Source organism: Phenylobacterium sp. (assembly GCF_041913825.1).
GTDB lineage: Bacteria > Pseudomonadota > Alphaproteobacteria > Caulobacterales > Caulobacteraceae > Phenylobacterium.
In genome coordinates this window covers 22,755-37,328 of sequence record NZ_JAYSEO010000013.1, presented here as the reverse complement: position 1 = coordinate 37,328, position 14,574 = coordinate 22,755, and the positions used below count along the sequence as shown (strand labels likewise).

Genomic DNA, 14,574 nt, shown 5'->3' with positions numbered 1-14,574 from the left:
CGGCCTCCCTGGTCCCGGCCCGTCTGCGCCGTGTGGCCGCGGGCCTTATGGTTTGTTGTTGTGGACGACGTGGTCAGACCAATCAAGCGCTTTCTGGTAGCGCTCCCATTTGCCGAGCTGCCGCCCACTGTGCTTAGCTTTGCCTGGGTTCAGGAGACGCGAGAATGACGACGGCGACGATGACCGAGGAGAAGCTCGAGATCGGCCGGGTGATCCAGGAGACGTTCGCCGTCCTGGGCCGGAACTTCGCCACCTTCTTCGTCCTGGCGCTGATCCTCACCGGCCTGCCGACGGCCATCGTCGGCGTCCTCCAGATGGAGGCTGCGCGGGCCAACACCGTGGCCGGCTGGTCCTGGTTCCTGGTCACCGGCCTGATCTCCGGCGTGATGGCCATGGTCCTGCAGGGCGCGCTCATCTTCGGGACGATCAATGACCTGAACGGCCGTCGCGTGAGCGTCTCCGACAGCCTGACCATCGGCCTGCGCAACTTCCTGGGCCTTTTCGCGGTGAGCCTGCTCTACGGCCTCGCGGTGGGCTTCGGGACGCTGCTGCTGATCGTGCCGGGCATCATGATCGCCGTGGCCTGGTGCGCCGCCGTGCCGGCGCTGATCGCCGAGCGTATCGGCATCATGGACACGTTCGGCCGCAGCGCGCAGCTCACCCGCGGCAACCGCTGGCGCATCTTCGGCCTCTTCCTGGTCTACGTCCTGGTGTTCATCGCCATCACCATGGTCGTCGGCCTGGTGGCCGGTGTGGCCGGGGTCATAGGCGACACGTCCACGGACGACATCACCCCGGCCCAGATCGTCATCAATGTCGTCACCAACGTCATCTCCGGCCTGATCGGCGCCACGGGCGCGGCGGTGCTCTACACCGAGCTTCGGCGGGTGCGGGAGGGTGCGACACCCGACGCGCTGGCGGCGATCTTCGACTAGGGCCGGTCGAACTTGTCCTTGCGCCGATGGCCGAACAGCATGCGCTGCTCGAGCCGTCCGCGGAGGCCCGCGTAGTAGGCCGACAGAAACGCGAGGTCGGAGAGGTCCTGCGGCCCTTCCCAGCCGATCTTGGTCCGGATCCGGCGCGCGACCTCGGACATCGTCCGGCGGTCCTTCGACCGCAGCACGCCCTCGAGCACGTGCAGCTCCTTCACCCCATAGGCGTCGAGCTGCGCCTGGCTGAAGGCGATGCCCAGCGCCGGCGGCGAGTGGCTGAGGTCCGGCCGCAGTAGGCGGCGGGGCGCATGGACGACCATTGTCCCGGCCGCGATGTCGCCCAGCCGCAACCGGTCGCGGTTGAACAGCGGGAAGACCACGAAGACGCCGCTCCAGATCGCCCCCAGGGTGATCAGCCAGGCGTCCACCCCCTGCCCGCGCGCGAGGAAGAAGGCGGCGGGCAGGAAGACCTCGAGCTCGCGCATAGCGTTTCGCGCGAACACCGCGTCGGCGGTCAGCCGGCCGCCGTCGCGGGCGATGACGCGCAGACCGAGCCGCCGCTTGCCGGGCGTCGCCGCGCCGGGCCGCAGCTCGAACACCACGAAGTAGAAGTAGCGGAGGGCGAAGAAGCCCAGCAGCCAGATGATCGCCGCCGCCTCCATGGCGAAGCCGAGGCGCAGGCGCCAGCTCGCCAGGCCCACCAACAGGGTGAGCGCAGCCAGCGACCCGCCGACGATCGCCAGGTCCAGCAGGAAGGCGGCGGCGCGCTCGGCGTAGCTGCCCACCTTCAACCGCAGGTCCACGCCCTCCGGCGTGACGAAGGCGCGCGAGCCGTCGTCCGGCGTCCTCGGCCTGCGCTCCCGCGTGCGGCGAGGGGTTGCGGCGAGGCTCATGGCGCGCGGAGCCGGCGCGGCAGGTAGAAGTAGGCCAGCCAGAAGAGGCCGGTGCCGAACGCCACCGCGTAGCGCACCGCGTCCTCGCGGATGAGCTGGCGTCCGAAGCCTTCCAGCAGGCCGGCCACGAACAGCATGACGACGACGCCCGCCATGACCAGGGCCGCGCGCCGGCCCGCATGCGCCGCCGCGTCGAGCCGCGTTCGCTCGCCGGGGAAAGCGACGGCCCAGCCGACGGAGAAGCCCGCTGCGCCGGCCAGGGTGATGGCGAAGAGCTCGGTCACACCATGGATCATCAGCCAGCCCACCGCCTCGACGGTCAGGCCGTGGGTGGAGAACAGGGCGAGGAAGGCCCCCAGCATGCAGCCGTTGTAGAGCATCAGCCCGGCGGTCGGCAGGCAGAGCGCGAACCCCAGGGCGAAGGCGAAGATCGCCACCTGCGAATTGTGGGTGAACAGGAAGGCGGCCATGGTCGACAGCCCGTCCTTCAGCGTCGCCGGCTGGTAGAGCGTGCCGCGCAGGAAGTCGGCGGTGGCGGTGGGATCGCGCCCGCCGGCCAGTTCGGCCGGGATGAAGCCGTAGAACCAGTCCGGATCCTGACCCACGAGGATGAAGGCGACGACGGCGCCCACCACCATGATGGCCGCGGCCGCCAGCGTTTCGCGCCAGAGCCCGCGCACAGCGAGCGGCCAATCGCGGCGGAAGAAGCCGACCACCCGCTCGCCCAGGCGGCTGCGGGTCCCGTAGACCAGGAAGTAGGCCCGCGTGCAGAGGCTCTCGAGGTACTCGATCAGGCTCTGGTCGAGGGAGATGGAGCGGGCCACCGACAGGGAAGAGAGCGCCTGCTGGTAGAGGACCGGCATCTCCAGGAGTTCCGTGCGGCTGAGCCGGCGCGCATCGCCCTTTTCCGCCTTCGCCAGCAGGGCCTCCAGGCGCCGCCAGTCGGCCTCGCGCTCGTCCCGGAACCGGTGGCTCTTCAGTTGCAGCTCGGCCATCAGACGAGCTCCCGGCGCTTGGTGTCGAGGTAGGCGCCCACCAGCGCGGGCCCGAGCTCGCCGGCCGGGGCCTCGACGATCTGGGCGCCCAGCCGCTTCAGCCGCCCCACCACCGCGTCGCGCTGGCGCAGCAGGGCCTGGGCGACCACCGCGCGGGAGACGTCGTCGGCGTCCTTCGGCTCTGCGCGGACGAGGTCCTCCAACTCCTGGTCGCGGAAGACCACGAAGAGCACGAGGTGGGTGCGCATCAGCCGCTGCACGTTCTCCACCATCAGCTCGGCGCTGGTCGGATCGGCGAAGTCGGTGAAGACCACCACCAGCGCCCGGCGGTCCAGGCGGCCGGCCAGAGTGGTCAGGCCGAGCGTGAAGTTGGTCTCCTCCGCGGAATAGTCGATCTCCGCCGCCAGGCGCTGGATCAGCGGGAAAGCCTGGGCGCCCGCGGTCACGCCGCTCGCCACCCGCGGCCGCGAGTCGAAGGCGAATAGGCCCAGCCGGTCCCCCAGCTTCAGTCCCACGAAGGCGAGCAGCAGGGCGGCGTTGATGGCGTGGTCGACGCGCGCCAGGCCGGCCAGCGGCGCGGACATCAGCCGTCCGGAGTCGATCGCCAGGATAACGTGGTGGTTCCGCTCGGTCCGGAACTCGCGGGCCACAAGTCTGGCGTGACGGGCGCTCTGCTTCCAGTCGATGGCGCGGGTGTCCATCCCGGTCTGGAACTCCTTGAGCGCGTGGAAATCTGAGCCCTCGCCGGTCTCGAGCTGGGCCTTCATGCCGAAGGCCGCGTCCCGGGCGAACAGGCGCAGGGCCTCCTCCTTCACCCCCTGCACGTCGGGCGTCACCAGGACCTCGCGGGCGGGGGCGGCCTCGCGCTGGCGCCAGACGAGCCCGAGCGGCCCCTGCCAGCGGGCCCAGACGCGCTCCAGCCGCCCTTCCCCGCGCCGCCCGGGCGCCAGCTCGAACGTCGCCCGGGCCGAACCCGAGGCGAGGCGGACGACCTGCCGGACCGGCGAGACGGCGAGGCGGTCGTTGCCGCCCAGGGCCACCTCCACCTGCTGGGGCGCGCCGCCCTCGGAGGCGGCGGTCACCTCGGCCGCCTCGGGGCGGCCGACGCCGGCGGTGCGCGGCGCGGAGACGGCGAGCGTCGCGGCCGCGGGCTTCGCCGACAGCAGCGCGTCGGCCAGCATCAGGCCCGCGGCCATGACCACCCACGCGCCCGCCGCGACCCAGAGCTGGGGCGCGGCCACAGCCATCGCCAGCGCCAGCGGGGCGCCGGCGGCCGTCAGCAGGATCGCCCGTCGGGTGGGGTAGAGGGTCACGGATCAGCGCGGCGCCGCCGCCTGCTCCACGAGTCCGCGGATCACCTCGTCGGCGCGCCGCCCCTCGATCTCGGCGGCGGGCGAGAGGATGACGCGGTGGCGCAGGGCCGGCAGGGCGAGCGCCTTCACGTCGTCGGGGATGGCGTAGTCGCGCCCGTCTAGCGCCGCCCTCGCGCGGGCCGCGAGCGCGAGTTGGGCCGCCGCGCGCGGCGACGCGCCGCTCGAAAGATCGCTGGTCTCGCGGGTCGCCCGCACGAGATCGACCACATAGGCGGCGACATCGTCGTTCAGCCGCACGCCGGCCACCGCCCTGTGGGCCGCAGCCAGCGCCTTCGCACCGGCCACCTTGGCCACGCCGATCCTCGCCGGGTCGGCCTGGCCGCTCTGGACGCCATAGGCGGCGACGATGGCCAGTTCCTCCTGGCGGCTGGGGTACTGCAGCGCCTGCTTGAACAGGAACCGGTCGAGCTGCGCCTCCGGCAGCGGATAGGTGCCCTGCTGCTCCAGCGGGTTCTGGGTGGCGACCACCATGAAGCTGTCCGAGAGCGGATGCGGCTTGCCGTCGATGGTCACCCGCCGCTCCTGCATGGCCTCGAGGAGGGCGGCCTGGGTCTTGGGCGGGGTGCGGTTGATCTCGTCGGCCAGCAGCAGCTCGGTGAACACCGGCCCCGGGTTGAGGGTGAAGCTGGAGGTCTGGAAGTTGAACAGGTTGGCCCCGATGATGTCGGCGGGCATCAGGTCGGGCGTGAACTGGATGCGCCCGAAGCCGAGGTCCAACGTGCGGGCGAAGCACTGGGCCAGGAAGGTCTTGGCGGTGCCGGGCGGCCCTTCCAGCAGGACGTGACCGCGCGCGAACAAGGCGGTGAGCAGCAGGTCCACCGTCTCCGACTGGCCGACGATGGCCTTGCCGATCTCCGCCCGCACCTGCTCGGCGAGGGCCTTCACCTCATCGACGTTCACGCGTCATCTCCAGTCTCCAGTCGTGCAGCCGGCGCGCCGCCTCGGCGAGCGTCTCCCGCGTGGTGGCCCGCTGCATCTCGGCTTCCAGTTCGGCCGGCGTCGCCGCGCCACGCAGGCGGGCGACCTCGGTCAGCCAGGTGTCGTCGTTCCGGTCCGCGCCCGCGGCGCGGGCGATCAGGGCCTTGGAGAGCGCCACATACGCCGGCCCCATCTCGGTCTCGCGACGAGCCATGCGGACCAGCCCAGCAGAGTTGTCCACCAGCGCCGCCTTACCGAGCGCGAAGGCCCGGCCCCGGACCTGCGCCGGCCCGAAGCGCGCCAGCGCGTGCAGGCCCATCAGGACCGCGGCGGCCACGGCGCAGAGGGTGGCGGCGAGCCACGGCGGCTCCAGCATCAGCCGGCCGAGCCCCCGCCCCCGCTTGATGCCGTTGAGGGTCACGTCGAAGCGCACGCCGCGGTCGGTGCGAAGGCTGTCCAGCACGGCCATGCCGGCGCGCGCGTTGGCGAACCGCGCGATGCCCTGGTTGTTGAGCAGGTCCGGGTCGCTCAGGACGAAGGTCTCCGGCCGCGCCTTCGACCGGGCCAGAACGGCGCGGCCCTGCTCGTCCACCAGCACAGGATCCCAGCCCGGGCCGGAGAGCGTCTGGAGCCGGTCAATGGCATCCAGCGGCAGGAAGGTCCCTGCCATGTAGCCGCCGGGCGCGCCGCGGAGCTGTGGCCGCGAGACGCCGGGGCGGACGTTCAGCTCGCTCGTCCGCGAGAAGAGCCTGAGCATCTGTGTCGCCGGCGGCGAGGCGACACCGGCCTTCCGTACCTGGCCGGGCCTCAGCGGGTCGCGCTGGACGGACCACTTGGGCAGCACGATCAGGGTGCGGTCGGCGGCCGGGAAGGCGGTGATCTCCTGCGCGCGCACGCCGGCGTCCGGCGTCAGCACCAGCAGAACGCCTTCGAGCTCTTTCCCCCGCGGCGTGGTGCGGCTCACCACGGCGGGGATGTTCCGCGCCTCCAGCATGACGGTCGCCCCGCGATAGCCCACCGCGGACGACGAGAGCGCGTGCGCCCCGGGATCCAGGCCGGCCCGCAGGTCGGGGGCGTAGGCCGACAGCACGGCCAGGGCGGAGAACGACAGCACGCCCACCAGGACGAGCGCCAGCACAGTCCGCGGGGAGAACGCCGGCGGCTTCGGCTGTGCGTCCGCCAGCGCGCTCACCGCCAGGCCCCGGCGAAGGCGAAGGCCTCGTAGTCGGCGCGGGCGGCGCGGAACTCGTCCTGGCCGACGCTGCGGCCGCCGAAGAAGCTCCGCTCCACCGCCTCGGCGATGCGGGCGAAGGCGGCGCGTGCCTCGCCGGGCAGGGCGTCCAGCCGGGCGATGTCGCGGCTGGTCAGGGCCGGGCGCACCAGCCCGGGGCGGCGGCCCGCCAGGTCGTCGATACTGCGGAACAGCAGGAGGTGGATCGCCTCGCCGAACCGTCCTTCCGCCGCCAGCCGGTCGGCGTCGTCCAGCAGCGCACGGGCGTGCGCCGCGTCGGGCCGCCAGTCGGTGGCGCCAGCGGCCTGGCGCTTGCGCGACCCGAGCTTCAGGCCCGCCACCTCGGCGACCACGAACCACAGGATCAGCGCCGCCCCGGCGATCACCAGCACCCAGAACACCGGCTTGACGAAGGGAGCGAGCGCCGAGAGCAGGCGGACGAGGTCGTCCAGCCAGGTGGGCGGCTCGGGCGGCACGACGCGCTGGAAGTCGAACTGGATGCCGGGGGTGTCGAGCAACGCCTTGTGGGCCGCGGCGAGGTCCTGCCCCGCCGCTCCCGCACCCGACGCCGACGCGCCTGCCGCCACGCACGCTCCTTCTCACCGCGCGGCCACGCGGCGCGCGGCGGCAGGCTAGCCCAGCCCCAGCCCCCCGTCAGCCCGGCTCGCGCCGCGCGGGATCAGGATCCCGCCGGCGCCGCGGGCAGCATGGCGACGACCTCGTTGGTCTTGGCCATGAACTTCACCCCCTTCAGCCGGTCCTTCGGATAGCCCGCCCAGGCCCGTTCGACCTCGATGGGCGTCACCGCCTGGGCCGCGGCCCCTTCCGGCCGGGTGGCGATGACATCCACCTCGTAGATCCCGTCCTTGGGCTGGGCGGCGTAGATCCTCGGCAGGAAGGCGGCGTCGGTGTAGCCAGCCGCCGGGGTGGCGCCCTCGACCTTCAGGATCAGCTTGCCGCCGTCCATCTCCAGCTCGCCCTTCGAGACGCTGAGGATCTGCTCCTGGCCGGCGTACATCTGGGCCGGCCGGGCCAGAGACTTGGGCTTGGCGGCAGGGGCCGGCGCGGCAGCTTCGCTCTTGGAGCCCTCGCAGCCGCTCAGAGCGACACCGCCGGTCAGCAGCGCCGCGATCAGCAGGGTGCGCATTCGGTTTCCTCCCCGTTCTTATCACCCGAGGAGGAGGTTGCGCCGCGCACGGCTGCGCCGCAAGCCCGCAGAACGCCGTTACGGATCAGCCGGCGACGAAGGCGAAGGTGGCCCAGCCGCAGAAGGCCGCGGCCAGCACGGCGACGGCGCGGGCCGCCGCCCGCGGACCAGGCCGCAGCCCCTTCGAGAAGCGCGCCAGGGCGGCCGCGCACAGCAGGTACACCGCAAGGTTGGCGAGCACGGCGGCGTTGATCAGGGCGTTGAACTGCTTCGTCAGGGTGGGCGAGACGGTGACGAGCGCGGTCAGCGACATCAGGACGGCGGTGGCGAGCACGCCGCGCACCGGCAGGCGCGAACCGGGCTCGCCGCCAATGATCCGGGGCAGGTAACCGTTCGCCGCGCCCGAGGCGCCGGCCTCGGCGGCCACCAGCAGCCAGCCGGCGAGCGTCCCTAGTGTCTTGGCCAGGGCGCAGGCCGCGACGACCGCCCCCGCCACGGGGCCGACCAGCCGCTGTACGACGTCTGCGAAGGGCGCGGTCGAGCGGGCGAGCTCCGCCGCCGGGATCACCCCCATCACTGCCGCGGTCGCGGCCGCGTAGATCACCGACGCCAGGAGAACGCCGCCGAGCGCGGCGATCGGCAGGTTGCGCTGCGGGTTGTCCACCGCCTTGGCCGCGATCGCTGCGCTCTCGAGGCCGAGGTAGGCCCAGAAGATGGTCACCAGGCTGGCTGGGATGGCGTGGGTCAGCGGCTGGCCGCTCACGTTCCAAGAGGCGGCGAACACCTCGGGGTCGAAGGCCAGCAGGCCGAAGATGGTCGCCGCCAGGATCGGCACGAGCCCGATGAGCAGGGTGGAGCCCGAGAGCCAGCCCACCGCCCGCGGCCCCTTCAGGTTGGCCAGCGTCATCAGCCAGATGGCGCCGATAGCGGACAGCGCCGTCGGCCAGGGGCCGATGAGCTGCGGCAGGAAGACGGCCAGGTAGCCCACCGCGGCCAGAGCGATGGCGACGTTACCGACCCAGCAGGAGAGCCAGTAGGCGAGCCAGGCGACGAACCCGGCGGCCGGGTGCAGGCCTTCGGCCGGGTAGCGCACGAGGCCGTTGGGGTCCGGCCGGATCGCCCCCAGGAAGGCGAACACGCCGGCGATGGCGAGCGCGCCCGCGCCGGCGATGGCCCAGCCGATCAGGCTGGCGCTGCCCACCGTGGCCAGCGACGCCGGCAGCAGGAAGAGCCCCGAGCCGACCATGTTGCCGGCCACCAGGAAGGTCGCGGTTAGAGGCCCGAGCCCCTTCTGCTTCGGTGTCTCGGCCACTGTCCCGCTCGTCATCCCCGGCCCTGCGCCGGGGATCCATAAACACCGGCCGCCACCGTTTGGCACCCTCTGCGATCATGGAGATCTGCACGAGGGGCGGCCAAGGCGAGCGGGGAGCCTTCCGGCCGCGTCAGAACCGCCGCCGCTTCGCGTCGCGGATCACCTCGCGCGCGGCGTTGTGGCCGGGCGCGCCGGTGACACCGCCGCCCGGGTGCGTGCCCGCGCCGCACTGGTAGAGCCCCGCCAACGGCGTCCGGTAGTCGCCGGCCCCCAGCACCGGCCGCGCCGAGAACATCTGATCCAGGCTGAGGTTGCCGTGCATGATGTCCCCGCCGACGAGGCCGAAGGTGCGCTCCAGGTCGAGCGGCGAGAGGACCTGGCGTCCAACCACCGAGGCCTTGAAGCCGGGCGCATGACGGTCGACCGTCTCGATCATCAGGTCCGCCACCTCGTCGCGGCACTCGTCCCAGCCGCGGCCGTCCGGCAGGACAGGCGCGACCTGCTGGCAGAACAGACTGGCCACGTGCTGTCCGGCCGGCGCCAGGCTGTCGTCCAGGGTGGACGGGATCAGCATCTCGACGATGGGCTCGCGGGACCAGCCGTGGACGCGGGCGTCCATGTAGGCGCGGTCCATGTAGGCCAGCGTGGGAGCGATGATGATGCCGGCGGTAAGATGGTCGCCGGGCTCCGGCTTCACCGTGAACCGCGGCAGTTCGGAGAGCGCCACGTTCATCCGGAAGGTGCCGGATCCTGAGCGGTAGCGGCCGATCCGCTCGCGGAAGTCGGCCGGCTGGACGCCGGGGTCCACCAGGCTGCCGAACAGCAGGCGCGGGTGGAGGTTGGACACCACCGCACGGGCCTCGATCGTCTCGCCGGACTCGGTCACCACCCCGGTCGCCCGGCCGTGGCGTGTCAGCACCTCGGCGACGCCGACCCCCGTGCGGATCTCAACCCCGCGTTCGCGGCAGCAGGCGGCCATGGCCTGGGTGATCGCGCCCATGCCGCCGATGGCGTGGCCCCAGGCGCCCTTCTTGCCGTTCACCTCGCCGAACACGTGGTGCAGCAGCACATAGGCCGACCCCGGTGTGTAGGGGCTGGCGTAGTTGCCCACCACCCCATCGAAGCCGTAGGCGGCCTTGATCGGGTCGCCCTCGAACCAACCGTCGAGCCAGTCTCCGGCCGATTGGGAGAACAGGGCCAGCAGGTCGCGCTTGCCAGTCATGTCGAGCTTCGACAGGCGCCTGCCGAGCGCGGCGCTCTTCAGGAGCTCCGGGACCGCCTGGGCGAGGCCGCCCTCGACCAGGTTCGGGGGAGTCATCAGGACGAGCTCGCGCAGCACGTCGGCGATACGCTCCAGCCGGTCGCCGTAGTCGTCGAGCCGCTCGGCGTCGCGGACCGAGAACCGCGCCACCTCGGCCTTGGTCCGCCCCTCCCCTACGCTGAACGAATCGCCGTCCAGCGGCAGGAAGTTGGACATCTTCCGCTCGACCACCTTCAGTCCGTGGCGGTGCAGGTCGAGGTCGCGGATCACCTGGGGGTTCAGGAGCGAGACGGTGTAGCTGGCCACCGAATTGCGGAAGCCGGGGTGGAATTCCTCGGTGACGGCCGCGCCGCCGACCACGGCCCGGCGCTCCAGAACGGTCACCTTCATCCCGGCTGCGGCCAGGTAGGCGGCGCAGGTCAGCCCATTGTGGCCGCCGCCGACCACCACGACATCGGTCTTCGTCATCTCAGGCGGCTTCCCTGGGGGCGTGGTCAAGGGCGGCTTCCGGGATCATCGACCTCAGCCGGCGGGCGAAGGCCGAGAGGCAGACCTCGCCGGGTCCGAGCGGGCCGCTGACGTAGCCGGAGGTGGCCATCCCCTCCTGCACGCGGGCGATCAGCACGGTGTCCTCGGCGTTGACCTGCCGGTTGATGCGCCAGTTGAGGTAGCGGGCGGCCCTCACCTCCCGGCGCGCGTCGGGCCGCACGTAGGCGATCTCGCGGATCAACGTCTCGGTGGGCGAGACCGGGATGAACTGCATGAAGTCGACCTGGTCCGGGTAGACGTCGAAGGCCATGTTCGGCCACAGCCGATAATAGCTCCACCGACGCCTGCTCTCCGGCGGCAGGTGGTCGAAGTTGTCCAGCAGCGCCTGGTAGTTCCGCTCCACCCAGTTGGGCGAGGGCGTCTCGGTGATGTCGCCCCAGAGCGTGTCGGTCCACTCCCCGGCCTTCATGGCGTAGCTCGGACCAAACAGCCGGGTGAGCCCGGGGTGCGCCACGGGGATGTGCAGGGCGTCGGCGTAGTTGTCGGCGACGTTCTTCCAGTTGACCGGCCGCGGGCGGAGCGTGACGCGGCCCTGCGGCTGCAGGCCCTCGAAGCCGTGCGGGTCGATCTCGGCCTCGTAGGGGGCCATCATCTCGGCGACGCTGGGCAGGCCCGGCGCGAAGCGGACGAAGACGAACCCGCGCCAGACCTCCTGCTCCACCGGCTTCAGGCCGTGGCTGGCCAGGTCCATCCCCTCGAAGCCCTGCCACCGCGGCACGTTGCGGAGGGCCCCGTCGAGGCCGTAGCTCCAGGCGTGGTACGGGCAGACCAGCCGGTGCCCGCAGTTGCCTTCGGATCCGTCCACCAGCCGCGCGGCGCGGTGGCGGCAGGCGTTGTGGAAGCTGCGCACCTCGCCATCGTCGCCGCGCACCGCGACCACCCGCTCCCCAAGGATGTCGAGGGTCTGGTAGTCGCCGGCGTTGGGCACGTCATTCACGTGGCACACCACCTGCCAGCCGGTGCGGAACACCGTCTGCCGCTCGCGCTCGAAGAAGCCGGGATCGGCGTAGATCCAGGCGGGAAGGCTCTGTTCCAGATCCACGTTCGCCTCCGCTTGCTATACGCTCGTATAGCAAGCCGCCCAGTGGCGGGCCAGCCTCACGGCCTCGTCTGGCGTGAAGGTCGCGGGGTCGAGGCACAATTCGAGCCAGAGTCCGTCCAGCAGTGCTGAAAGACCGAGCGCCGCGAGCCTGGGCTCGGCCACGCCCAGGCCGGCGAGCAGGCCCTCCAATCGGGCGCGGTAGGCGGCGAAGGTCTCCGCGTGCACGGCCGCCGCCGCCGCGTCGGTGCGGACCAGGCCCCAGAATCCCAGCCAGGCCGACAGCAGGTCACGGTCGACGATGGCGGGCGAGAAGCTCGCTTCCAGGAAGGCGTCGAACCGCGCCTGGGGGTCCTCTCCGGCGGCGGCGAGCGCCGCGTCGATTTGGGCGTCGACGCGGCTCGTCACCGACCGGTAGGCCTCGATCAGGAGTTGACCGAAGCCGCCGAAGTGGTGGCGGACGAGGCCGGGCGAGACGCCGGCGCGCCGCGCCACGTCCCGCACCGACACCGCTCCCAGCCCCCGGTCGGCCAGGCTGGCCACAGCCGCCTCGATCAGCGCCTCGCGGCGGACCTCGGTCGGCTCCCGGGAGAACCGTCCGCTCAGAATGACTGTCCGAAGCGGACGCCGATCAGCCGCGGCCGGATCGGGGTGACGAACACCCGCGTGCAGACCGAGGAGACGCACTGCACGCCGCGGTCGATCTGGCCGTTCTCGTCGAACAGGTTCTTCACGTAGGCCTCGAAGCGCCAGTTGTCGCGCTGCACGCCGGCGGCGAGGTCGACGGTGGTGTAGGCCGGCAGCTTGCCGACCACCGCGCGGTCCTGCGACTGCAGGTCCGGCCAGGCCGATCCCGTGTGCGCCAGCGCGCCCTGCAGGTGGGCGTCCATGTCGCCAAAGGTCCACTCGTAGCGCGCGGTCAGCGAGCCCCGGAATTTCGGCGTCACGGGCAGGCTGGTCCCCTTCAGGGCGGTGGGCGGCTCGCTGGGATCGGGAACGTAGTCCTCGTCCAGCTCGGCGTCCGTATAGGCGAGCGCGCCGTTCAGCGTCAGGCCCTCGGTGGCGGCGAAGCTGAAGTCAGTCTCCACCCCCTTCATCTTGGCCTTGCCCGCGTTGCGGATCTCGGTGAGGCCGTTGGCCCCCAGGAACGAGAACTGGAAGTCGTCCCACTTCTCGGAATAGACCGCGCCGTTCCACCGCAGGCGGTTGTCGAGCCACATGGTCTTCCAGCCGAACTCGAGGTTCTTCAGGTAGTCGGACTCGTAGGGCGGCAGGGTGCCCCGCCGATTGATGCCGCCCGGCCGGTAGCCGGTGGAGTAGGTGACGTAAACCATGCGGTCGTCGTCGAACTCGTACTCGGCGTTCAGCCGGTAGGTGTGGCCGGAGTCCTTGGTGACCTTGTCCACGTTGGTGCAGGGTCCGCCCTCGACGATCGCCGGGCCGAAGCAGGCCGCGACCCCGGTGCTGCCGCTGTAGCCCTCGCCGAACCCGAAGAAGCCTTCGAGGGAGTTCTTCGCCTTGAAGAAGCGGATCCCGCCGTTCAGCGTCAGTTGGTCGGTGAGGTCGAACGAGGCGTCGGCGAAGGCCGCGTAGTCCCGGTCGACCCGAAGCTGCTTGGTCAGCCAGATGGTGTCCGGCCAGCCGGGCACCTCGGTGGCGGCGGCCAGGGCGTCGATCTTGTAGCGCTGCTGAATGTTGTGGGTCTGGCGCTGGTAGAACAGGCCGGCCGTGCCGCGCAGGCGATGCTCCGCCGGGCTGGAGACGCGGAGCTCGTGGCTCTGCTTCTTGTAGGCGTCCTTGCCCTGGATGTACTGGCTGATGTCGTGCGGATTGCCCGCGTCGTCCGTCCAGTAGGCGCCGTAGCCGGCCAGGGTGTCGTAGAAGTACGAGTAGTCCGAATAGTCGGACTCGGTGTCGACCCAGCGCTTCATCAGCGCGCCGGCGTAGACCACGTCGAGGTTGGAGATGGCGCCCTCGACGGTGAGCGCGGCCTGAACCCACTTGTCGTCGCCGCGCTCCGGGCGGTAACGGCTCACCTTCAGGTCGCCCTTGCCCGGATCGTACGAGAAGTTGCCGTCGGCCTCGGTGCGCTGGGCGTTGATGCTCGGCGTGATGCTCCAGTTGTCGTCGAGGTCGATACGCAGGGCGGCGCGCGCGCCGTAGATGTCCACCTCGTTGTAGTCGTCCTCCACCAGGGCGGCGTTGTTCACCGTCACCGGGCCCGTGGGATAGGTGAGCGTGCCCGGCACGTTGTCGATGTAGCCGCCGTCGTGCTCGGCCCAGGCGACCAGGCGCACGGCCATGTTGTCGCCAAGCGGCTGGTTGACGAAGCCCTCGACGCCATAACCCACGTCGCCGTGGCTGAACTTGTTGAGGTCGAGGTCGTAGCCCGCCTCGAAGCCGGCCGGCGTCGGCTTGTTGGTGATGATCCGGATGGTGCCGGCCTGGGCGCTCGCCCCGTAGAGCGTGCCCTGCGGACCGGACAGCACCTCCACGCGCTCGATGTCGTACACGTGGATGTCGAGCGGGCCGGTGATGGTCGTGACCGGTTGTTCGTCCAGGTAGACGGCGACGCTGGGCAGCGGGCCGGAATGGTTGTTGTTCTCCCCTGACGCGACGCCGCGCATGTAGATGGTCGAGAAGCCCGGCGCGGCCGTCTGGATGGTGACGTTCGGCAGGAAGCGCGCGTAGTCGGCCATGTCCGTCACCTGCAGCTCGTCCAGCCGCTCGGCGCCCAGCGCCTGCACGCTGACCGGCACGTCCTGCAGGTTCTCGGAGCGCTTCTGCGCGGTGACCACCACCTCTTCGAGCTGAGGCCCGGACTGGGCGAGCGCCGGCGCGGCGAGGCCCGTGAGCATGCTGGTGGCGAGCAGCGCCCCCAGCCTGCGGGTCGATCTAGAACTCATACGCACCCCCTCTTCTTA

The 14,574-nt window shown here is 71.4% G+C and carries 13 protein-coding genes; 1 reads left to right on the top strand and 12 read right to left on the bottom strand.

What is annotated here, in order from left to right:
- Positions 1 to 164: 164 nt before the first annotated feature.
- Positions 165 to 935: a glycerophosphoryl diester phosphodiesterase membrane domain-containing protein gene (locus ACE3Q8_RS12720; protein ID WP_374470646.1), complete on the top strand. Its 771-nt coding sequence runs from the start codon at positions 165 to 167 to the stop codon at positions 933 to 935.
- Here ACE3Q8_RS12720 and ACE3Q8_RS12715 read toward each other — a convergent pair.
- The 12 genes from ACE3Q8_RS12715 to ACE3Q8_RS12660 all read right to left on the bottom strand — a co-directional run bounded on the left by ACE3Q8_RS12715 (position 932) and on the right by ACE3Q8_RS12660 (position 14,556).
- Positions 932 to 1,825: an RDD family protein gene (locus ACE3Q8_RS12715; protein WP_374470645.1), complete on the bottom strand. Its 894-nt coding sequence runs from the start codon at positions 1,823 to 1,825 to the stop codon at positions 932 to 934. The genes ACE3Q8_RS12720 and ACE3Q8_RS12715 overlap by 4 nt on opposite strands.
- Positions 1,822 to 2,820, bottom strand: coding sequence for a stage II sporulation protein M (locus tag ACE3Q8_RS12710; RefSeq protein ID WP_374470644.1), 999 nt, complete (start codon positions 2,818 to 2,820; stop codon positions 1,822 to 1,824). Before ACE3Q8_RS12710 ends, ACE3Q8_RS12715 begins: the two co-directional genes overlap by 4 nt.
- A complete protein-coding gene (locus ACE3Q8_RS12705) occupies positions 2,820 to 4,133 on the bottom strand; it encodes a DUF58 domain-containing protein (protein ID WP_374470643.1) in 1,314 nt (437 codons plus the stop codon). Before ACE3Q8_RS12705 ends, ACE3Q8_RS12710 begins: the two co-directional genes overlap by 1 nt.
- A gap of 3 nt (positions 4,134 to 4,136) precedes the next feature.
- A complete protein-coding gene (locus ACE3Q8_RS12700; protein WP_374470642.1) occupies positions 4,137 to 5,093 on the bottom strand; it encodes an AAA family ATPase in 957 nt (318 codons plus the stop codon).
- Positions 5,080 to 6,303: a DUF4350 domain-containing protein gene (locus tag ACE3Q8_RS12695; protein ID WP_374470641.1), complete on the bottom strand. Its 1,224-nt coding sequence runs from the start codon at positions 6,301 to 6,303 to the stop codon at positions 5,080 to 5,082. The genes ACE3Q8_RS12700 and ACE3Q8_RS12695 overlap by 14 nt, the downstream gene beginning before the upstream one ends.
- Positions 6,300 to 6,929, bottom strand: coding sequence for a DUF4129 domain-containing protein (locus ACE3Q8_RS12690; protein WP_374470640.1), 630 nt, complete (start codon positions 6,927 to 6,929; stop codon positions 6,300 to 6,302). The genes ACE3Q8_RS12695 and ACE3Q8_RS12690 overlap by 4 nt, the downstream gene beginning before the upstream one ends.
- Before the next feature lie 92 nt (positions 6,930 to 7,021).
- Positions 7,022 to 7,489 carry a hypothetical protein gene (locus tag ACE3Q8_RS12685; protein WP_374470639.1) on the bottom strand — a complete coding sequence of 156 codons (468 nt, stop codon included), beginning with the start codon at positions 7,487 to 7,489 and terminating at the stop codon, positions 7,022 to 7,024.
- Between the two features lie 85 nt (positions 7,490 to 7,574).
- Positions 7,575 to 8,801: an amino acid permease gene (locus ACE3Q8_RS12680; protein WP_374470638.1), complete on the bottom strand. Its 1,227-nt coding sequence runs from the start codon at positions 8,799 to 8,801 to the stop codon at positions 7,575 to 7,577.
- Between the two features lie 130 nt (positions 8,802 to 8,931).
- Positions 8,932 to 10,530 carry a phytoene desaturase family protein gene (locus ACE3Q8_RS12675; protein WP_374470637.1) on the bottom strand — a complete coding sequence of 533 codons (1,599 nt, stop codon included), beginning with the start codon at positions 10,528 to 10,530 and terminating at the stop codon, positions 8,932 to 8,934.
- A 1-nt stretch (position 10,531) separates the two neighbouring features.
- Positions 10,532 to 11,653, bottom strand: a complete 1,122-nt coding sequence (locus ACE3Q8_RS12670; RefSeq protein ID WP_374470636.1) for an aromatic ring-hydroxylating dioxygenase subunit alpha — start codon at positions 11,651 to 11,653, stop codon at positions 10,532 to 10,534.
- A 15-nt stretch (positions 11,654 to 11,668) separates the two neighbouring features.
- Entirely contained in the window at positions 11,669 to 12,205 is a 537-nt protein-coding gene (locus ACE3Q8_RS12665; protein WP_374470742.1) for a TetR family transcriptional regulator C-terminal domain-containing protein, read from the bottom strand.
- 47 nt (positions 12,206 to 12,252) lie between these two features.
- Complete coding sequence (locus tag ACE3Q8_RS12660; protein WP_374470635.1) at positions 12,253 to 14,556, bottom strand: TonB-dependent receptor; 2,304 nt, start codon at positions 14,554 to 14,556, stop codon at positions 12,253 to 12,255.
- Between the last annotated feature and the right edge of the window lie 18 nt (positions 14,557 to 14,574).